Genomic DNA, 18,838 nt, shown 5'->3' on the forward strand with positions numbered 1-18,838 from the left:
GAGCGCGTTGTTCAGCATCGAACGGACCATCTCAAAGACAGGTCGCCTGGAGGTTTTGAAAGCGATAATCTCTCCATTGTACAGATCAAGAATCGGCGACAAGTACAGCTTCTCATCGCCGACCTTGAATTCGGTAACGTCGGTTGTCCACTTCTGATTAGGCGCAGTAGCTTCGAATTCTCGCGCAAGTTCGTTAGGCGCTACAACTCCCATGTCTCCCTTGAAAGAGCAGTATTTTTTGGGACGGACCAGCGACTTCAGGTTCAGCTCACCCATCAGCCGTTGAACAGTCTTATGGTTGATCTTCTCGCCAAGCTGATGGAGCGTTGCAGTGATACGTCGATAGCCGTACCGGCCCCGGTGCTCATCGTAGATGCAGCGGATACGCTTTCTTACCTCGTCGTATTTGTCCTGTACCTGTCGTGCTTGTCGATGATAGTAGAAGACGCTGCGAGGCAGCTCGGCCGCCTTGAGCAGGACATGCAGTGGAAATTGTGGCCTTAGTTCGTGCACTACTTGCGCTTTTTCTGCGGCGCTTTCGGTTGGGCTTTCACTTGCGGTCGCGAGCGAACTAAGGCATCGAGCTTTTTTAGGTAAGCAACCTCCGCACGCAGATGAAGCAGCTCATCGAGTAGCTCCTCACGGCTGCGCGTATCAAGATTTTCAGAGGGCTCAGGCTTATTCTTCTCGGGCTGCATTCTTGGTCTTTCTGTCGGGCCGGGCTCCAGGGCTGCGGCGCCGCCCTCACGATAAGCCTGCTCCCACGCACCCACCGTAGCATGACGCCGAATATTGAATGCCGTGGCAGTTTGACCCTTTGATAGCTTATTTTCCCACATGTGATGCAGAACCGTGAGCTTGAAAGCGGCGTCATATGAGGTACGTTTCCTCTTGAGCCCATCCTCGCCATGAAGTCGGAAAAATTCAATCCACCGTTGTACAAGTGAAGGATTCGATATGCCAAATTCCTCGGCTAGCGTCCGGTAACCCATCGAGCCTTCAAGATACCGTTGCACGACAATCAGCTTGAAGGCAGGTGTGTACTTCCCCATAAAACCCCAGAAAGTTAGTGTCCAACTTTCTGGGGTCAGTTCAAAGCCGACCACCCTACGAAAATCAATCCAGGCGCTTGGCGTCCGGCGTCGGGAACGGCGGCGGCGGCTCCGCCGCACTCAGGTCGTCCGGATTGATCGACCACAGCCCCGGCAGGTTGCGCCAGTAGTTGTACACGTCCATGCCGAAGCCGACCACGAACTCGTTCGGCAGCGTGAGGCCGACCAGGTCGGCCTTGATCGGCTTGGCGCGCTTGAGGTCCTTGTCCGCGAACACGGCGACGACCACCTCGGCCGCCCCCATGTCGAGCAGGCGCTGCTTGACGTGGGCCAGTGTCTCGCCTTCGTCGAGGATGTCGTCCACGACCACGATGGTGCGGCCGCTCACGTCCTGGCGCGGGATGACCTTCCACACGATCTTGCCGCCGCGGTCGGCGTCGCCATAGCGGCTGACGTGGATGTAGTCGAATTCGAGCGGGAAGTCGAGCTGGGGCAGCAGGTGGCCGGTGAAGACGACGGCGCCGCCCATCACGCCCAGCACGAGGGGGAAGGCTTTGTCCTTGCTGTTGCCGAAACGCGCGTTCAGCTGGTCGGCGACGCGTTTTACCGAGGCCTGGACTTCTTCGGGCGTGACGATCTGGGTGGCGTTGGCGAGGAGTGCGCGGGCGCGGTCATGGTGGTAGTCTTGCATGGGCGTTCTGTTTTCAAAAGGATCGGTCGATTATGCGCCATTCGCCCTTGCAGCCACGTTCCTGTTGGAATGGTGTGCATGGCATGGCGCATGGATGGGGCGCCTCAGGCGCCGCTGATGTCGCGCTGCAGCTTGCGGGTGAGCTTGGCAAAGACGAGCTCGTAGGAGCGGCGCAGCAGGGCCGCGAACTGGTCTTCGTCGAGCCGGGCTTCCGGCGTCACGAAGACCCACTTGGCGCGCGCCAGGTAGGGGGCCGGGATGATGCCGGGCCGGTCGGTCAATTCGAGGAAGCGCTCGTCGTCCGCCTTCAGGCTGAAGCCGGTCGAGGGGCCATCCTTGTTGGTCACGGCGAACATCCTGGCGCCCACCGAGAACACGGTGTTGTGGTCCCACTTGGTGTCTTCCGTGCAGCCGGGGAAGCTGCGGCAGAGGGCCTTGGCCGCTTCGAAATCCATGCTTGTCTCCTGGGCCGGCTGTGCGCCGGTCATTTCCTTGTTGATGACATTGTAGCGGATGATGTCATAGCGCAATAACCAGAAGCGACACGGGGCGGCATTGCGGCGTATCATACGTGGCTTGGATAACAACGAACCACCAAGCCATGTCCACTCCCGAATTCGAACAAACCCGCACGGAACGCCTGGCCCGGCTGCGCAGCGCGATGGCGCGCGCCGGCATCGACGCCTATGTCGTGCCGTCGAGCGACCCGCACCTGTCGGAATACCTGCCCGGACACTGGAAGGGCAGGGAGTGGCTGTCCGGTTTCACCGGCTCGGTCGGCACCTTCATCGCCACCGCCGGTTTCGCCGGCGTGTGGACCGATGGACGCTACTGGACCCAGGCGGAAACCGAGCTGGCCGGCAGCGAAGGCCTGGGCAAGATCGCCCTCATGAAGATCCCCGGCGCGGCCAGCCAGATGCACGTGGACTGGCTGGCGGCAAACCTGTCGGCCGGGCAGACCGTCGCAGTCGATGCCCGCGTGCTGGGCCTGGCCGGCGCGCGCCTGTTGTCGGACGCGCTGTCGGCCAAGGGCATCGTGCTGCGCACCGATATCGACCTGCTCGACGAAGTCTGGCAGGACCGTCCGGCGCTGCCCGGCGACCCGGTGTTCGAGCACCTGCCGCCCTATGCGACCATGAGCCGCGCCGACAAGCTGGCCGCCACCCGCGCCGCGATGGAGCAGCATGGCGCCGGCTTTCACTTCATCTCGACGCTGGACGATATCGCCTACCTGTTCAACCTGCGCGGCGCCGACGTCAGCTTCAACCCGGTGTTCCTGGCGCACGCGCTGGTCGGCCGCGCAGACGCGACGCTGTTCGTCGGCGATGGCAAGGTGCCGGCGGACGTACGCGCGCGCCTGGAATCCGACGGCGTGCATCTCGCGCCTTACGCGAACGCCGCCACTGCCCTGGCGGCGCTGCCGGATGGCGCTACTTTGCTGCTCGACCCGCGCCGCGTGACGGCCGGCATGCGCGCCGCGGTCAGCCAGGGCGTGAACGTGGTGGAAGCGATCAACCCCACCACCTTCGCCAAGTCGCGCAAGCTGGAAGCGGAAGCCGTCAACGTGCGCGCCGCCATGGAGCAGGACGGCGCGGCGCTGTGCGAATTCTTCAGCTGGCTGGAAGCGGAGCTGGCGAACCCGGGCCGTATGCCGCTGGACGAAGTGGCGATCGACACCCACATCACGGCTGCGCGGGCGCGCCGTCCGCACTTCGTCAGCCCGAGCTTCTCGACCATCGCCGGCTTCAACAGCAACGGCGCGATCATGCACTACCGCGCCGCGCAAGAGACCTGCGCGACGATCGAGGGCGACGGCCTGCTGCTGATCGACTCGGGCGGCCAGTACCTGGGCGGCACCACCGACATCACGCGCGTGGTCCCGGTCGGCCAGCCCTCGGAAGCGCAAAAGCGCGACTACACGCTGGTCCTGAAGGGCCTGATCAACCTGTCCTCGACGCGCTTCCCGCGCGGCACCCGCGCGCCGCTGCTGGACGCCATCGCGCGCGCGCCGATCTGGGCCGCCGGCATCGACTACGGCCACGGCACCGGCCACGGCGTCGGCTACTTCCTGAACGTGCACGAAGGTCCGCAGACGATTTCCCCGGCGGTCCCGCCGGACCCGCATACCGCGATGGAACCGGGCATGATCACCTCGATCGAGCCGGGCATCTACCGCCCCGGGCGTTGGGGCATCCGCATCGAGAACCTGGTGCTGAACGAAGTGGTCGACAACACCGAGTTCGGCGAATACCTGGGCTTCGAGACGCTCACCCTGTGCCCGATCGACACCCGGCCGCTCGACCGTTCCCTGCTGCGCGCCGACGAGATCGCGTGGCTGAACGCCTACCACGCCACCGTGCGCACGCGCCTCGAACCGCTCGTGCAAGGCGCCGCGCGCGACTGGCTCATCTTGCGCACGGAGGCGATCTGATGGCGAGCTCCCGTTCCACCCGTGCCAGCGCGGCGGTCGAGCGTCTCAAGAAGCGCACCGGGAACGTCCTGTATTCAATGGCGCGCACCGGCGACGGCCTGTTCTACCTGGCGGAGGCGCCAGGTGCGCCGGCGCTCAACGCGCCGCTCGAGCTGGACGACTTCGTCGCCTTCGTGAACGGCCTCGGCCCGCAGGAAGTCAGGCGCCTCACCAAGAACGACGAGGCTTTCGAAAAGCAGCTGGTGCGCAAGAAGCCGGGGGCGTGACGATCCGCCTATGTCTCCCGTACCCGCGAACGACCTGCTTGCCGTCTACTGGAGCGAGTCCAGTATCGTCACCAATGGCCTGATCCTGTTGCACCTGGCCGGCGCGCTGGCGCTCGGCCTGCTGGTCGGCTACGAACGCGCCTACCACGGCCGTGCGGCAGGCATGCGCACATACGGGCTGGTGTGCATGGCCTCGGCGGCGCTGACCATCCTGGCCGGCTATCCCGACTTCTGGTACGGCGGCCATGGCGGCGTGCTGGCGCCGGTCGACCCGACCCGCATCATCCAGGGCGTGGTCACCGGGATCGGTTTCCTCGGCGCCGGCGTCATCATGCGCGAAGGTTTCAATATCAGCGGCCTGACCACGGCGGCCTCGATCTGGGCCTCGTCCGCGATCGGCATCCTGGTAGGCGTCGGCTTCTACCTGGCGGCGATGGGCCTGGCCTTTTTTTCAAGCATGATCATGATCTACCTGCACCGCCTGGAAACCATCCTGCCGTCGCGCCACGCAGTGGCTGTGCGCATGCGCTTCAAGCCGCAGGTGCTGCCGCGCGAAGAGCTGCTGCGCAAGGCCGCGCTCGAGCGCGGCTACGAGATCGCGGGCAGCTCGCTCACGATCAGCAGCGACGACGGCCGCCAGGAGTGGCGCTTCGTGGCGCTGGCGCTGTCGAACCGCAGCGGTGCGCCGCTGTCCGAGCTGGCGCAGGAGCTGGCCGCTTTCGAGGGACTGGAAGCCTTCCAGCTCTCCCACGCACGCAATTAAGAGCAAGAACATCCATTCCACACTGGGGTTTTCCATGCAAGCACAAGACGTTCTCGATTTCTGGTTTCTGCCGGAAGGCAGCGAGGGACATGGCAAGCAACGCATCGAATGGTTCCGCAAGGACGAAGCCTTCGACACCGCGCTGCGCGAGCGCTTCGGCGCCCTGATCGCGCAGGCGGTGGCGGGCGGGCTGCGCGAATGGGACGAGACCGGGCCGCGCGGCACGCTGGCGCGCATCCTGGTGCTCGACCAGTTCACCCGCAATGCCTTCCGCGGCAAGCCGGAATCCTTCGCCGGCGACACGCTGGCGCTGGCCGGCGCGATCCAGCTGGTGGACGCGGGCCGGCACCTGGACTTGTCGCCGGTCGAGCGCCAGTTTGCCTACATGCCTTTCGAGCACGCCGAAGACGCGCGCATGCAGGAGCAGGCCGTGACCCTGTTCACCGAGCTGGCCGCGCAGCACGAAGGTTTCACGGAGGCGCTCGATTACGCGCATCGCCATCGCGGCGTGATCGCCCGCTTCGGCCGCTTCCCGCACCGGAATGTGATCCTCGGCCGCGCGTCGTCCGCGGAAGAGCTGGCGTTCCTGGAACTGCCCGGCTCCAGTTTCTGACGTGGCGACGCTGAACCTGGTCGGCGCCGGCCATGTCGGCCGCGCGCTCGGACGCCTGTTCGCCGCCAACGGCGCCGCCAGCGTGCAGGACGTCCTGACACGTTCCCCCGACAGCGCCCGTGCTGCAGTTGACTTCATCGGCGCCGGCCGCGCCTGCGAGGACGTCGCACAGATGCGCCCGGCCCGGGTGTGGATGCTGGCAGTGAGCGACGATGCGATCGAACCGGCCTGCCGGGCGCTGGCGGCGGCGCAGGGGGCGCAGCTGGCGGGCGCAGTGGTGTTCCATTGCAGCGGCGCCAAGGCCTCCAGCGAACTGCAGGCGGCGCGCGATGCCGGCGCCCTGGTCGCCAGCGTGCACCCGGTGCGCAGCTTCGCCGACCCGCAGGCGGTGGCCGCGGATTTTGCCGGCACCTTCTGTGGCATCGAAGGCGACGACGGCGCGCTGGCGCTGCTTGAACCGGCCTTCGTGGCGCTCGGGGCGCGCCCGGTGCGCATCGACCCGGCCGCCAAGACGGTGTACCACGCGGCCGCCGTGTTCGCGTCGAACTACCTGGTGACGGTGCTGGATGCCGCGCTGCGCGCCTATGCGGCGGCCGGGGTGCCGCCGGAAGTGGCGCGCGAGCTGGCGCGGCCGCTGGCGCAGGAAGCGCTGTCCAACGTATTCCGCCTCGGGCCCGAAGCCGCGCTCAGCGGTCCGGTCGCGCGCGGCGATTTCGCCACCGTGGCGCGCCAGCAGGACGCCGTGAGGCGCTGGGAGCCGGCCACCGGCCGCCTGTACGAAGCCCTGGTGGAGCCCACCGCCGCATTGGCGCGCCGTCGACGCGGCGAAGCCTGAGCGCGGACTCGTTCAAGAATTGTCCACCGCTTATACAGCCCTTATCCCTCGCTTATACCAGGCTTGTCCAGGGTTTATACCGCGCCTGTCCAGGCATTCTTCACCGGCTTATCCATAGCTTTATCCACAGGAGTTTCCATGTTTTTCACTGCCTGGGCCACGCTGGCCGCACTCGGCGTCTATTTCTGGACCGGCGTGAATGCCGGCCGCGCCCGCATTCGCCACGGCATCCCGGCGCCCATGATGGACGGTCCTGAAGACTTCCAGCGTTGCCAGCGGGTGCAGGCCAATACGCTCGAACAGTTGCCGCTTCTGCTGGTACCGCTGTGGATGTGCGCTTTCTACCTGGGCGACCTGTGGGCGGCAGCGGGTGGCCTGCTGTGGTGCGCCGGCCGGGTGGCGTATGCGCTCGGCTATGTCCGTGATCCGGCCCGGCGCGAAGCGGGCTTCGTGACGGGCCTGGTGGCTTGTGCGTTGTTAATTGGAGGCACGGTTTGGGGCTTATTGCTGCGCTAGAACGAAAAAAGCGCAGACAATGATCGACAAAGTTCCCAGAGGGCAATAAGCTAGAACGCTGACAGATACCGATCCCCGTTTGCAGGCGCCGTTCGCGCCGCTGCGGGTCACCGGAAAAGGAGGAGATGACATGCTGTTCTTGAAGAGTACGAGCGTTACCAAAGCCCCAGGCATCTACGAAGTAGACATTGCCGCCAAACCTCCCGGCAAGACCTTCGGCGTCTTTCTTGCTACCGATCCGGACAATCCACCGCAGACGGTGCTGGCAGGATTGGCCGAGCTCGGCTTCAAGAACATCCACCAGCAGAGCTACGTGCACAAGGACAAAGGCAAGGTGCTGGACCTGCACTTCCAGAAGGATGGCACCGACCTGTTCAACGGCTGGAAAGCCGACGAGTGCACAGCCAACCTGGCCGCGATCGAAGCGCTGTTCGGCAACGTCGGCCTGAGCGTCACGCCGCGCGTCATGAGCCTGGCCGAAGCCTACGCCTGAGTACCTGAGCCTGTTCTAGGCCTGTACCTCGATGTGATACAGCGCCCAGGGGCAGGCGCCGAACCGTTCCTTGACTGGCCGCGCCGCTATCTCCGGCACGCGGTCGGCATCGTACACGGCCCACAAGGGCCCCAGCCCGCCGAGCGCCATCGGGCGTTCGTCCAGGTGCGTCGCCACGATGAAGCGCCAGGCACGGAGCTGGCTCATCGGGACCGCCGCGGCATAGCCGTCCACCGCCCGCAGCAATACCTTCGATGCGTCGGACGCCTTGTGGCCGGCCAAGGCCAGCACGTCCGTCAACAGGGGACCGCGCAAGCTGTGCACCTTGCTGTCGTACTCCAGCGTCGGGCGGATGGCCTGTGCCGGCAATGCCGCGATGGTCGCGAAATCCAGTGCGAAGGCCTGTGAAAACGCCAGCCTTTGCTTGACCATCATCTGGTCGCGCAACGGGTGGAGCGGTCCGCGGTTGCTGCGCGCGATGGCGCCCGTGATGGTCAGCAGGGTCGGCCCCTGCGCGGGAACGGGTGCCTTGGCGGAGGCAAGGGGCAGGGCGCCGGTGGCAAGTGCGGCCCCTAGGAAGTGGCGTTTGTCCATGCGAGAATGAGGTGATGGCGGAAACGCTCATCATACGACTGAAACTTGCACAATGGATTTATTTGCCTCATCCCCGGGCTTGTCTCCGATTCCCATCGTCGATGGCGAGCTGGCCTTCCTGGCCCAATTGCCGCTGCCCTGGACCAATGAGCTGGTGCTGGCGCGCCTGATCTCGGAAACCGACTGGCGCGAGGAAACGGTCGTCGTCTATGGCAAGCGCCACCTGCAGCCGCGCCTGAGCGCCTGGTATGGCGACAAGGCCTATCGCTATTCGGGTTTGCAGCTGGCGCCCGCGCCCTTGACACCGCTGCTCGACGCCATCCGCCAGGCGACAGAGGAAACGACCGGTCGGCGCTACAACAGCGTGCTCCTGAACTATTACCGTGATGGACGCGACAGCATGGGGATGCATAGCGACGACGAAGCCGAGCTGGGACCCGAACCGGCCATCGCCTCCGTCAGTTTCGGCGCTACGCGGGCGTTTATCCTGCGCCACAAGCGCAGCAAGGAAACCCTGAAACTTCCTTTGACCGACGGTAGCCTGCTCTTCATGGCCGGGAAAACGCAGGCCAACTGGATGCATGGGATCAATAAAACGACGAAGCCGCTTGGACCGCGAATCAATCTAACTTTTCGCAACATCGACTAACAAGCGGACTTTCTTCAACATCGTCTTTGGAACATATATGACCAGTCGGTCATTACCTTACATTTGCTTACAGTTCATTCGGCTGTTAAGCGGGTTTTAAGGGGATAACGATTGCTTCGAATGCTATCTTGGCCACATCGCGATTCATGTGGAATCGCGAACCAGTCAAGTAGAAGGATTCGCGCATGAAAAAACTCATCGTTGCATTGATTGCGTCTGCAGCCACCATGTCGGCGGCCCAGGCCCAGACCTCCACTGCTCCCCGCACCTATGTCGGCGTCGGCATAGCCAGCGCCGACCACGATTTCAAACGCTCGGGCGCCACCAACGTCAATACCGAAGGCTACAAGGCTTCCGGCAAACTTTTCGGGGGTGTCGAGTTCGACCAGACCTGGGGCGTGGAAGCGGGATATACCGATTTTCGCAAATCGGACGTCAACTACTCGATCGGCGGCGTGAACGCCCGCGGTGAAACCGATGGCCGCGCGCTTTATCTGGCAGCCAAAGCCACGCTGCCGCTCAATGAGCAGTTCTCGGTGTACGGCAAGTTGGGCGCCACGCGCACCAAGAGCGAACTGGAAACCCTCAACGCCGCGCAGAACATGAGCCGAAGCAAGACCGAAGCCTACGGCGCGTTGGGCGCGGAGTACAGGCTGAACCAGAACGTGTCGCTGGTCGGCGAGTACGAACGCTATGGCAAGAGCAAGGACTTCGGCGCAAAGGCCGACGTGCTGACTATCGGCGCCAAGTACGCGTTTTAAAAAAGCGCATACCTTAAGCAAAAAGGCCCTGCGGGGCCTTTTTTCGTAGGGTGGTCGGCTTCGCCGACCGCGCGTTCAGCGCATGCATGAGCTGTCGCGGCGCATGCCGGAGTTGGACGCGCGGTCGGCAAGCCAACCACCCTACAGTTTGGCTAAGCGATTCGGTGGTTTCGTAAGAACAAATGATGCGGTCACAGCCGGGCGAACACCTGCTGCTGCGGACGGTGCACCCAGGGCGGCACGATCAGTTCCGGCTCCGGCATCGCATGGCCGGCAGTGACGAAACGGTGCAGCGAGGACCATGGCCAGTCGCGCGGATGGCCGCAATGCCCGTGGCGTACGGCGTCAAGATGGGTGTAGTCGACCAGCGCCGTGTATTCCTCGTCGTCGCCGACGCGGTAGTGCTGGTAATGCCGTTCCCAGATAGCGCCTTCGTTGGCAAGGGCCAGCCCGGATTTGCGCAGCGCTTTCGAAAAGGCGATCTTGACCGCGCGCCAGCGGCTCGAACAGTCGTGGTCGCCCGGCGGCAGCGTCCACATGGCATGCGCATGGTCGGGCAATACCACCCAGGCGTCGACATGGAAGGGCTTGCGCGCACGCGCCAGCCGCATGGCTTCACCAAAAGCGGAGATATGGTCTGTCAGCAGGGTGCTGCCGCGGTCCAGCAGGCGCACCGTGAAAAAAAACGTCCCGCCGGGGACGCGGTTGTCGCGGTAGTCACTCATAAGCTCCGTCAACGCGTACCTTCAAAGGCCGCATACATCCCAGGCCATCCGGCCCTATCGACGAAGATTTTACACACGAGGTTTGGCGGGTTGCGTTCGTTTCCGGAATTAAAAAAATCCCCGCATGGCGGGGATTCCTTTACGAAACAAACACTTACTGCTGAGCTCAGGTCGTGAGCGGCTTGTAGCGGATACGCTTTGGCTTGGCGCCTTCTTCGCCCAGGCGCTTCTTCTTGTCGGCCTCGTACTCCTGGTAGTTACCGTCGAAGAAGGTCACCTGCGAATTGCCTTCGAAGGCCAGGATGTGGGTCGCGATACGGTCCAGGAACCAGCGATCGTGCGAGATCACCATCACGCTGCCGGCGAACTCGAGCAGGGCGTCTTCCAGCGCGCGCAGGGTCTCCACGTCGAGGTCGTTCGACGGTTCGTCCAGCAGCAGCACATTGCCGCCCTGCAGCAGGGTCTTGGCCAGGTGCAGGCGTCCGCGTTCGCCACCCGACAGGTTGCCGACGACCTTTTGCTGGTCCGATCCCTTGAAGTTGAAGCGGCCGAGATAGGCGCGCGACGGCATCTCGAAGCGGCCCACGCTCAGCATGTCGGCACCGCCGGTGACGTCTTCGAACACGGTCTTGTTGTTGGCCAATTCGTCGCGGTGCTGGTCGACCAGCGAGACCTTGGCGGTCTTGCCGATCACGACTTCGCCACTGTCCGGCTGCTCTTTGCCCGCGATCATCTTGAACAGGGTCGACTTGCCGGCGCCGTTCGGGCCGATGATGCCGACGATCGCGCCCGGCGGCACGGTGAACGACACGTTATCGAGCAGCAGGCGGTCGCCGAAGGCCTTCGAGACGTTCTTGAACTCGATGACTTCATTGCCCAGGCGCTCGGCCACGGGAATAAAGATCTCCTGGGTCTCGTTGCGCTTCTGGTATTCGTATTCGGACAGTTCGTTGAAACGGGCCAGGCGCGCCTTCGACTTGGCCTGGCGTGCCTTCGGATTCTGGCGCGACCATTCGAGTTCCTTCTGCAGGGATTTCTGGCGCGCCGACTCGGTGGCCTCTTCCTGCTTCAGGCGCGCCTGCTTCTGGTCCAGCCAGGACGAGTAATTTCCCTTCCATGGGATGCCCGAGCCGCGGTCCAGTTCCAGGATCCATTCGGCGGCATTGTCAAGGAAGTAGCGGTCGTGGGTGATGCCCACCACGGTGCCCGGGAAGCGCAGCAGGAACTGCTCCAGCCACTCGACCGATTCGGCGTCCAGGTGGTTGGTCGGCTCGTCCAGCAACAGCATGTCCGGCTTGGAGAGCAGCAGCTTGCACAGCGCCACGCGGCGCTTTTCGCCGCCCGACAGGACGGCGATTTTTGCGTCCCACGGCGGCAGGCGCAGCGCGTCGGCGGCCATTTCCAGCTGCAGGTTCAGGTTGCCGCCATCCGACGACGAAATGATCGCTTCCAGGCGCTCCTGCTCTTTTGCCAGGGCGTCGAAGTCCGCGTCTTCTTCCGCATAGGCGGCGTACACGGCCTCCAGCTTGGCCTGGGCTTCGAAGGCTTCGCCCAGGCCGCTTTCCACTTCCTGGCGCACGGTCTTTTCCGGATCGAGCTGCGGTTCCTGCGGCAGGTAGCCGATGTTCAGGCCCGGCATCGGGCGTGCTTCGCCCTGGATGTCGGTGTCGATGCCGGCCATGATCTTGAGCAGGGTCGACTTGCCCGAGCCGTTCAGGCCCAGCACGCCGATCTTCGCGCCCGGGAAGAAGGACAGGGAGATATCTTTCAGGATCTGACGTTTTGGCGGGACGATTTTGCCCACGCGGTTCATGGTATAGACGTAATTGGCCATGTTTTAACTCTGGTGTTGTTTGAGGTGCAGAGGATACGACAGAACCCGCGCCCGACACAGGACTTTTCGTCGTCCGGGCGCGGGCGGATTCAGGTTTTATCGATAGCCGGGGTGGCTCCGCTCCGGCTGCGCCACAGGCCTTCGCCGGCGTACAGCGCCAGTGCGCTCCAGATCATCAGGAAGCCGACCAGGCGGTCGCTGCTGAAAGCTTCCTTGAACAGCCACACGCCGAGCAGGAACTGGAGGCTCGGCGATAGATACTGCAGCAGGCCCAGGATCGACAGCGGAATCTTGCGCGCGCCGTTGGCGAACAGCAGCAGCGGAATCGCGGTCGTCGGCCCGGCGGCGATCAGGAGCAGGCGCGTCGTGTCCGAGCTCGCGTTCAGGAAAGCGTTCTCGCCGTTCAGCGTCAGCCAGGCCATCCAGACCGCTGCGAACGGGAACAGCACCATGGTCTCGAACGACAGTCCTTCCAGCGCGCCGAGCGCGGCGGTCTTGCGCAGCAGGCCGTAGCCGCCGAAGGAGGCCGCCAGGAACAGGGCAACCCAGGGCACCGTGCCCGATTGCCAGGTGAGCCAGGCGACACCCAGCGCGGCGATCGCGATCGCACCCCACTGGGCCGGGCGCATGCGCTCTTTCAGCAGCAGGTAGCCGAACATGATGTTCACCAGTGGATTGATGAAGTAGCCGAGGCTGGCCTCGATCACGTGACCGTTTTTGACCGCCCAGATATACACCAGCCAATTAGCCGAGAGCAGGAAAGCAGACGCAACAAAGCTCCAGAACACGTGTGGCTGGCGCACGATGGCCAGCCATTTCCATTGTCGCCGGAAGGCCAGCACGAGGAGGAGGAAAGCGAGGGACCACAGTACCCGGTGCAACAGGATCTGCATCGGGGCCACATCGCCAAGCGCCAGGAAATAGATGGGGAACAGGCCCCAGCACAGGAAGGCAAGGGCAGCTGAGACGATACCGGAACGCATGGAGGGAAGAGGCGATTGCTGGGGTGACATTATCTCTGATGCGCATTTTCTTTGCAGGCCAGGCCCATTTATCGGCGGATGGTCCATGTCACAGGAAATCTTCTTGCAATTTTCTGTTCGATATTTTATGGTGCGCTGCACCAAGAACAAAACAATGGTGCAAACTTGAGTACCGAAAACAAGAAGAGCAGCGTTGCAGCGCTGACGCTGGCCGCCATCGGCATCGTCTACGGCGATATCGGCACCAGCCCGCTCTACACCCTGCGCGCGATCTTCGACGACGAGCACGGCCTCCCCCTCACCACCCCCAACATCCTCGGCATCATTTCCCTGATCTTCTGGAGCCTGACGATCATCGTCTCGCTCAAGTACGTCACGCTCGTGCTGCGCGCGCACAACCGTGGCGAGGGCGGCATCATGGCCCTGATGGCGCTGGCCACGAGCTCCGTCAGCAAGCATTCACGCTGGCACTTCCCGTTGCTGGCAATCGGCGTGGTCGGCGCCACCATGTTCTACGGCGACAGCGTGATCACGCCGGCGATCTCGGTGCTGGGCGCGATCGAAGGCCTGGAAGTGGCGGCGCCCGGCATGTCGGACTACGTGGTGCCGCTGGCGGTGGTGGTGCTGGTGCTGCTGTACAGCGTGCAACGCCACGGCACCGCCGGCATCGGCCGCTTCTTCGGGCCGGTCATGCTGGTCTGGTTCATCGCCCTGGCCGTGATGGGCATCATCAACATCATCCAGGCGCCGGTGATCCTGAATGCGCTCAATCCCTGGTATGCGCTGAGCTTCATGATGGAGAACAAGCTGCTGGCCTTCGTCGCGTTGGGCGCGGTGGTGCTGGCAATTACCGGGGCCGAGGCCCTGTACGCCGACATGGGCCACTTCGGCGGCAAGCCGATCCGCCTGGCCTGGTTCACGGTCGCCTTCCCGGCGCTGGTGCTGAACTACCTCGGCCAGGGCGGCCTGTTGATCACCGACCCCAGCGCAGTGGAGAATCCCTTCTTCCACCAGCTCGGCACCTGGAGCGTGATCCCGCTGGTGATCCTGTCCACCATGGCGGCCGTGATCGCCTCGCAGGCGACGATTTCGGGCACGTATTCGATGACCAAGCAGGCCATCGCGCTCGGCCTGCTGCCGCGCATGCGCATCCTGCACACCTCGGAGAGCGAGATCGGCCAGATCTACATTCCGGCGGTGAACTGGGCGCAGCTCGCCATTGTGCTGATCGCCGTGATCGGCTTCGGTTCCTCGGACGAGCTGGCCGGCGCCTACGGCATCGCCGTCACCGCCACCATGATGGCCACCACCATCCTGACCTTCTTCGTCACCCGCTACCGCTGGCGCCTCCCGCTCGCGCTGTGCCTGGGCGCCACCGGCTTCTTCCTGGTGATCGACATCCTGCTGTTCTCGTCGACCTCGCTCAAGCTGCTGCACGGCGGCTGGTTCCCGCTGCTGCTCGGCACCGTCTTGCTCACCCTGATGCTGACCTGGAAGCGCGGCCGCGAGCTGGTATTCGAGAACCTGGAAAAGCATGCGATCCCGCTGGAAGCCTTCATGGACTCGCTGTTCGTGGCGCCGCCGGCGCGCGTGCCGGGTACGGCGCTGTTCCTGCGCGGCGAAAGCGACGGCGTGCCACATGCGCTGCTGCACAACCTGTCGCACAACAAGGTGCTGCACGAGCGCGTGGTGTTCCTCACGGTGCACATGCGCGAGGAACCCTGGGTGCCCGTGGATGAGCAGGTCGAGATCGTGGAACTCGGCCACAACTGCTTCCAGCTGAACGTGCAGTACGGCTTCAAGGACGAGCCGGACATCCCCGGCATCCTGCGCCAGTGCGGCGCCCTCGGCTTGCCTTTCGAGATGATGGAGACCTCGTTCTTCATCGCGCGCCAGACCGTCGTCTCGACCCCGGGACGCGGCATGGCGCCGTGGCGCGAGCACCTGTTCGCGATGTTGTCGCGCAATGCGCGTGCCGCGGCGGACTACTACCAGATCCCGCCGAACCGCGTCATCGAACTGGGCACCCAGGTCGAGATTTGATTGGATTACAAAAAAATACAAATGCTGGACAGTCGGGGGACAGACGCTGGAAGGCGGCTCAGGTAAGGTGCGAGGTTTCGTTGCATAAACTTTCCGCACCAAACAAGGACCGTCCATGAAGCTGAAGTTCCCCCTCATCGCCGCATTCGTTGCCATCCTCAGCCTGACCGCCTGCGGCGGCGGCGGCGGGGATTCCGGCGGCGGTGAAGCCGTCAACGTCAACAACCCGGCCGCGCTGGTCAAGACCGACAACGTGCTCGGCACCGGCGCCGAGGCCGTCGCCGGCAAGACCGTCAAGGTGACCTATACCCTGTGGCTGTACAGCGCAGCGGCAGCCAACCACAAGGGCGCCCAGCTGGAATCGAATTCCTTCGCCTTCACCCTGGGCGAGCCGGGCATCATCCCCGGCTTCCAGCAGGGCGTGACCGGCATGAAGGTCGGCGGCAAGCGCACCATCGAAGTGCCGGCCAGCCTGGCCTACGGCGCGAACGGCTCGACCGGTATTCCGCGGAATAACGGCCTGGTGTTCGAGATCTCGCTGACCTGCGTGGGCACGGTACAACAGTGCCAATAAAAAGCTTCCGGGCCGGGGCGAGCTCCCCGGCTTGGCCGCAAACCGGGCATCGCCCGGTTTTTTTTTGCGCGCACGCCTGAGCTGGCGCACAGGCCGGGGCCGCCTGACGCCGCATGCTGCTGGTCCCGACAAGCCCCTCTGCGACCATGCGTTTCCCCTCCTTCCCGATCCTGCTCCTCGCCTGCGCATCCGCGGCAGCAGCTGAAATCGCGCCGGCGCCGCTGGCGCATCCTGCGCGCTGCCTGGCGCTGCAGCCGCTACAGGCGCAACAGGCGCAACACGCCGAGCCGGACGGCTGGCTATTGCTTGCGACATTGGCCGTGTGCATCGCAGGCCGGCTGGCGGCCCAGCCGCGCCGGAGCTGACGACAAATAGAGGGTAGATTTTGAGAGCGTAGATTTTGGACATTGATATATCTCAAACCTGATGCTTCGGCTAACGGAGATGCTGCAAGTCCCCTTCACTCAAGCATCAAGGTTAGTCATGCGTCCATCCCTGCTCGCCCTCCTGCTGTCCTCTTCGCTTGCCGCGTCGCTCGCGCATGGCCAGCCGCTCTACAAGATGAGCTTCCTGCCCCCCAACACCACACCACACGCCATCGACGCCACCGGGCGCATCGTGGGTGTCGGAACCGATGGACGCGGCTTCCTGTGGTCGCGCACGGCCATGACGAGCCTGGGCACGCTCGGCGGCAGTGCGAGCGTGGCCACGGCCATCGGCCCGGGCGCGCAGGTTACCGGCGCATCCGACGCGAAGAACGGGGTTCCCCATGCCTTCGTATACAACGGCAGCACGCTGCGCGACCTCGGCATGCTGAACGGCCGGCCGACCTTCGGCACGGCCATCAATGCGAGCGGCCAGGTGGCCGGGTACGCGCTGGACCGAAACGGCAACGACCGCGCCTTCGTGTATTCACGCGGCAAGATGACCGCGATCGGCAGCCTCGGCAGCGGGGTGGCGCGCGCGACCGGGATCAACAAGGGCGGCGCCGTGGTCGGCGTGTCCTTCCTGCGCGGCTTCACGGCCCAGCGCGCCTTCCTGTACGCGAACGGCGTGATGAAAGACCTCGGCACCCTGGGCGGACCCTCGAGCGCGGCCGCGGCCATCAACGAGCGCGGGGACGTGGCCGGCATGAGCTTCGTGAACGACGACGTCCAGCACGCCTTCCTGTACCGCGGCGGCGCGATGGTCGACATCGGTTCCCTGGGCGGCGCCTCCACCGAGGCGCGCGCCCTGAACAACGCGGGGATGGTGGTGGGCTATTCGACCCGCGCCGGCGACGCTCCCGGCGACAGCTTCTCGCATGCCTTCCTCTACCGCGACGGGGTGATGCACGACCTGAACGACCTGGTCGTCAAGCGCGGCATCTGGACCGTGCTCGACGCGGTCGGCATCAACGACGCCCGGCAGATCGCCGCCTATGCGTGCACCGAGGTCGGCGACTGCCGTGCGGTGCTGCTGGAACCCTAGCCAGAATATCAGCGCAGCATGTCGATGTGCATGATGCCGTCTTCGTCGTAGGGCGCGGAGACGGTCTCGAAGCCGAAGCCCTGGTAGAACTGTTCCAGGTACTGCTGGGCGCCGATGCGGATGCGGTGGCCCGGGTAGAGCGCCTCGGCGCGTGCAATGCCCTCCGCCAGCAGGGCGCGGCCGGCGCCGCTGCCGCGCGCGGCCTTGGTCGTGACGACGCGGCCGAGCGACATCTCGGCGTATTTCACGCCCGGACCCAGCACGCGCAGGTAGGCGGCCAGCCGGCGCTCCCCGTCGACCGTGCGCCAGCCGAGCAGGTGGTGGGCCTGCGGGTCGAGGCCGTCGATGTCGGGATAGAGGCAGGTCTGCTCGAGGATGAACACGTCCTGGCGCCGCGCCAGCACTTCGTACAGGTCGGCGGGACTGAGGTCGTTGAAATGGGTGAACTGCCAGTCGATCATGGGATAGCCGGAAAGGTGATGGGCCGCGCGCTTGTGCTCACGCGGCGGTTTCGTAAGCTTCGAGGATGTTGATTGTAGCCGTGCCCCCGTCCGCCGTGCTGTCGCCGTGGCTGCCTTCGAAGATGAAGGCGCTCGGCAGGCCGAGGTGGGCGATGCGTTCGCCGATGCGCAGGAATTCGCCGTCCTGCAGGCCGAACGCTGAGCCGAGGCCGCCGCCCAGCGACACTACCAGCGCCTCGGGGCGGCACATGGCCAGCTTGAGGCATGCCGTCTCCAGCGCCGCGAACCAGGCGGCGCTGCCGCAATCCTGCGCCAGCGGCAGGTTCATGGTGGCGCCGAGTCCCGCGCCGGCGCCCTGTTCGCCGGCGTGCCCGGCATAGTAGGGATAGGCATGGCAGGGGTCGAGGTGGATCGACACGACCGCCACCTCGCTGCGCCCGTAGAAGATCTGCTGGGTGCCGTCGCCGTGGTGGCGCGCGATGTCGAGGATGGCCACGCGCGCCAGCCCGTCGTCCAGCAGGTGCTGGGCGGCCAGCGCGGCATTGTTCAGGAAGCAGCCGCCGCCGAAACCGTCTGCGCGCGCATGGTGGCCGGCCGGATGGGTCAGCGCAAGGCTGCCGCGTTCGCCCATGCGCAGCGCGTGCGCGGCATTGATGGCGCAATCGGCGCCGGTCCTGGCGGCGCTCCAGGTGCCGCCCACGATGGGCGAGCAGCCGTCGGCGGCGAACAGGCCGAGGCGCGCGAGGACATCGTCCGGTTCCGGCTCGCCGTGCATGCCGCGCGGGGGCCACAGGGTGGGCAGCAGGGGAGGGCATTGCGCCGGCGCGGCTCCATTGGCGGCCTGGAGCGCGGTCCAGTCGCTCCAGGCCGTGCGCAGGAAGTGCAGGTAGCGCGGCGTGTGCACCCGCTCGAGCGATACCAGCGACACGCCGTGCGGGGTGACGATGCGGCCCAGGCCGCGCCGCTCGAACTCGGCCAGCGTCAGCGCGAGCGCGCCGGGCTGCCCGTCCCAGGGCGCCGCGCCGGCATCGTCCGGCTGCAGGCCGTGGTGTTCGTTATAGAACGCGAGCATGCGCAGGCCGGC

The 18,838-nt window shown here is 64.8% G+C and carries 23 protein-coding genes; 13 read left to right on the forward strand and 10 right to left on the reverse strand.

Features of this window, described 5'->3' with window-relative positions:
- The 4 genes from AC56KL_RS06945 to AC56KL_RS06960 form a co-directional block, all read right to left on the reverse strand.
- Positions 1 to 513, reverse strand: a 513-nt coding sequence (locus tag AC56KL_RS06945) for an IS3 family transposase (RefSeq protein WP_497179433.1), incomplete at its 3' end; no start/stop codon positions are given.
- The gene (locus tag AC56KL_RS06950) at positions 513 to 1,106 is read right to left on the reverse strand and encodes a helix-turn-helix domain-containing protein (RefSeq protein WP_497179434.1); all 594 of its coding nucleotides are present in this window, start codon (positions 1,104 to 1,106) and stop codon (positions 513 to 515) included. The genes AC56KL_RS06945 and AC56KL_RS06950, both read right to left, overlap by 1 nt.
- A 10-nt stretch (positions 1,107 to 1,116) precedes the next feature.
- Positions 1,117 to 1,743: a hypoxanthine-guanine phosphoribosyltransferase gene (locus AC56KL_RS06955; RefSeq protein WP_497179435.1), complete on the reverse strand. Its 627-nt coding sequence runs from the start codon at positions 1,741 to 1,743 to the stop codon at positions 1,117 to 1,119.
- A 104-nt stretch (positions 1,744 to 1,847) separates the two neighbouring features.
- Positions 1,848 to 2,198 (reverse strand): MmcQ/YjbR family DNA-binding protein, encoded by a 351-nt coding sequence (locus AC56KL_RS06960; protein ID WP_497179436.1) that lies wholly within the window; start codon positions 2,196 to 2,198, stop codon positions 1,848 to 1,850.
- Between the two features lie 146 nt (positions 2,199 to 2,344).
- Here AC56KL_RS06960 and AC56KL_RS06965 point away from each other — a divergent pair, with 146 nt between their 5' ends.
- The 7 genes from AC56KL_RS06965 (at position 2,345) to AC56KL_RS06995 (ending at position 7,660) form a co-directional block, all read left to right on the forward strand.
- Entirely contained in the window at positions 2,345 to 4,174 is a 1,830-nt protein-coding gene (locus AC56KL_RS06965; RefSeq protein WP_497179437.1) for an aminopeptidase P family protein, read from the forward strand.
- Positions 4,174 to 4,440, forward strand: a complete 267-nt coding sequence (locus AC56KL_RS06970) for a hypothetical protein (protein ID WP_497179438.1) — start codon at positions 4,174 to 4,176, stop codon at positions 4,438 to 4,440. The genes AC56KL_RS06965 and AC56KL_RS06970 overlap by 1 nt, the downstream gene beginning before the upstream one ends.
- A gap of 10 nt (positions 4,441 to 4,450) precedes the next feature.
- Positions 4,451 to 5,203 (forward strand): MgtC/SapB family protein, encoded by a 753-nt coding sequence (locus tag AC56KL_RS06975; protein ID WP_497179439.1) that lies wholly within the window; start codon positions 4,451 to 4,453, stop codon positions 5,201 to 5,203.
- A 34-nt stretch (positions 5,204 to 5,237) separates the two neighbouring features.
- The gene (locus AC56KL_RS06980; RefSeq protein WP_497179440.1) at positions 5,238 to 5,816 is read left to right on the forward strand and encodes a DUF924 family protein; all 579 of its coding nucleotides are present in this window, start codon (positions 5,238 to 5,240) and stop codon (positions 5,814 to 5,816) included.
- 1 nt (position 5,817) lies between these two features.
- Entirely contained in the window at positions 5,818 to 6,651 is an 834-nt protein-coding gene (locus tag AC56KL_RS06985) for a Rossmann-like and DUF2520 domain-containing protein (RefSeq protein ID WP_497179441.1), read from the forward strand.
- A gap of 138 nt (positions 6,652 to 6,789) precedes the next feature.
- Positions 6,790 to 7,167: an MAPEG family protein gene (locus tag AC56KL_RS06990; protein WP_497179442.1), complete on the forward strand. Its 378-nt coding sequence runs from the start codon at positions 6,790 to 6,792 to the stop codon at positions 7,165 to 7,167.
- A gap of 130 nt (positions 7,168 to 7,297) precedes the next feature.
- Positions 7,298 to 7,660, forward strand: a complete 363-nt coding sequence (locus AC56KL_RS06995; RefSeq protein WP_497179443.1) for a hypothetical protein — start codon at positions 7,298 to 7,300, stop codon at positions 7,658 to 7,660.
- Positions 7,661 to 7,675: 15 nt separating this feature from the next.
- Here the strand turns inward: AC56KL_RS06995 and AC56KL_RS07000 are convergent, their stop codons facing one another.
- On the reverse strand, positions 7,676 to 8,254 hold the full coding sequence (locus tag AC56KL_RS07000) for a putative pterin-binding protein (protein ID WP_497179444.1): 579 nt from the start codon (positions 8,252 to 8,254) through the stop codon (positions 7,676 to 7,678).
- Positions 8,255 to 8,306: 52 nt separating this feature from the next.
- Here AC56KL_RS07000 and AC56KL_RS07005 point away from each other — a divergent pair, with 52 nt between their 5' ends.
- Positions 8,307 to 8,903, forward strand: coding sequence for an alpha-ketoglutarate-dependent dioxygenase AlkB family protein (locus AC56KL_RS07005; protein WP_497179445.1), 597 nt, complete (start codon positions 8,307 to 8,309; stop codon positions 8,901 to 8,903).
- 185 nt (positions 8,904 to 9,088) lie between these two features.
- Positions 9,089 to 9,664 (forward strand): porin family protein, encoded by a 576-nt coding sequence (locus AC56KL_RS07010; protein ID WP_497179446.1) that lies wholly within the window; start codon positions 9,089 to 9,091, stop codon positions 9,662 to 9,664.
- 191 nt (positions 9,665 to 9,855) lie between these two features.
- Here AC56KL_RS07010 and AC56KL_RS07015 read toward each other — a convergent pair whose 3' ends face one another.
- The 3 genes from AC56KL_RS07015 to rarD all read right to left on the reverse strand — a co-directional run bounded on the left by AC56KL_RS07015 (position 9,856) and on the right by rarD (position 13,206).
- Positions 9,856 to 10,389 carry an REP-associated tyrosine transposase gene (locus AC56KL_RS07015; RefSeq protein WP_497179447.1) on the reverse strand — a complete coding sequence of 178 codons (534 nt, stop codon included), beginning with the start codon at positions 10,387 to 10,389 and terminating at the stop codon, positions 9,856 to 9,858.
- Positions 10,390 to 10,555: 166 nt separating this feature from the next.
- A complete protein-coding gene (ettA, locus tag AC56KL_RS07020; RefSeq protein ID WP_497179448.1) occupies positions 10,556 to 12,223 on the reverse strand; it encodes an energy-dependent translational throttle protein EttA in 1,668 nt (555 codons plus the stop codon).
- Between the two features lie 89 nt (positions 12,224 to 12,312).
- Positions 12,313 to 13,206: an EamA family transporter RarD gene (gene rarD / locus AC56KL_RS07025; RefSeq protein ID WP_497179449.1), complete on the reverse strand. Its 894-nt coding sequence runs from the start codon at positions 13,204 to 13,206 to the stop codon at positions 12,313 to 12,315.
- 165 nt (positions 13,207 to 13,371) lie between these two features.
- Here rarD and AC56KL_RS07030 point away from each other — a divergent pair, with 165 nt between their 5' ends.
- The 4 genes from AC56KL_RS07030 to AC56KL_RS07045 all read left to right on the forward strand — a co-directional run bounded on the left by AC56KL_RS07030 (position 13,372) and on the right by AC56KL_RS07045 (position 17,293).
- Positions 13,372 to 15,249, forward strand: coding sequence for a potassium transporter Kup (locus AC56KL_RS07030; protein WP_497179450.1), 1,878 nt, complete (start codon positions 13,372 to 13,374; stop codon positions 15,247 to 15,249).
- 115 nt (positions 15,250 to 15,364) lie between these two features.
- Positions 15,365 to 15,823: an FKBP-type peptidyl-prolyl cis-trans isomerase gene (locus tag AC56KL_RS07035; protein ID WP_497179451.1), complete on the forward strand. Its 459-nt coding sequence runs from the start codon at positions 15,365 to 15,367 to the stop codon at positions 15,821 to 15,823.
- 146 nt (positions 15,824 to 15,969) lie between these two features.
- Positions 15,970 to 16,188, forward strand: a complete 219-nt coding sequence (locus AC56KL_RS07040; RefSeq protein ID WP_497179452.1) for a hypothetical protein — start codon at positions 15,970 to 15,972, stop codon at positions 16,186 to 16,188.
- A 118-nt stretch (positions 16,189 to 16,306) separates the two neighbouring features.
- Complete coding sequence (locus AC56KL_RS07045; RefSeq protein ID WP_497179453.1) at positions 16,307 to 17,293, forward strand: hypothetical protein; 987 nt, start codon at positions 16,307 to 16,309, stop codon at positions 17,291 to 17,293.
- Between the two features lie 8 nt (positions 17,294 to 17,301).
- Here the strand turns inward: AC56KL_RS07045 and AC56KL_RS07050 are convergent, their stop codons facing one another.
- Entirely contained in the window at positions 17,302 to 17,754 is a 453-nt protein-coding gene (locus AC56KL_RS07050) for a GNAT family N-acetyltransferase (RefSeq protein ID WP_497179454.1), read from the reverse strand.
- A gap of 37 nt (positions 17,755 to 17,791) precedes the next feature.
- Positions 17,792 to 18,826 carry an arginase family protein gene (locus AC56KL_RS07055; RefSeq protein ID WP_497179455.1) on the reverse strand — a complete coding sequence of 345 codons (1,035 nt, stop codon included), beginning with the start codon at positions 18,824 to 18,826 and terminating at the stop codon, positions 17,792 to 17,794.
- Between the last annotated feature and the right edge of the window lie 12 nt (positions 18,827 to 18,838).

The sequence above is a fragment of the Telluria sp. ZB4P34 genome (genome assembly GCF_059686055.1).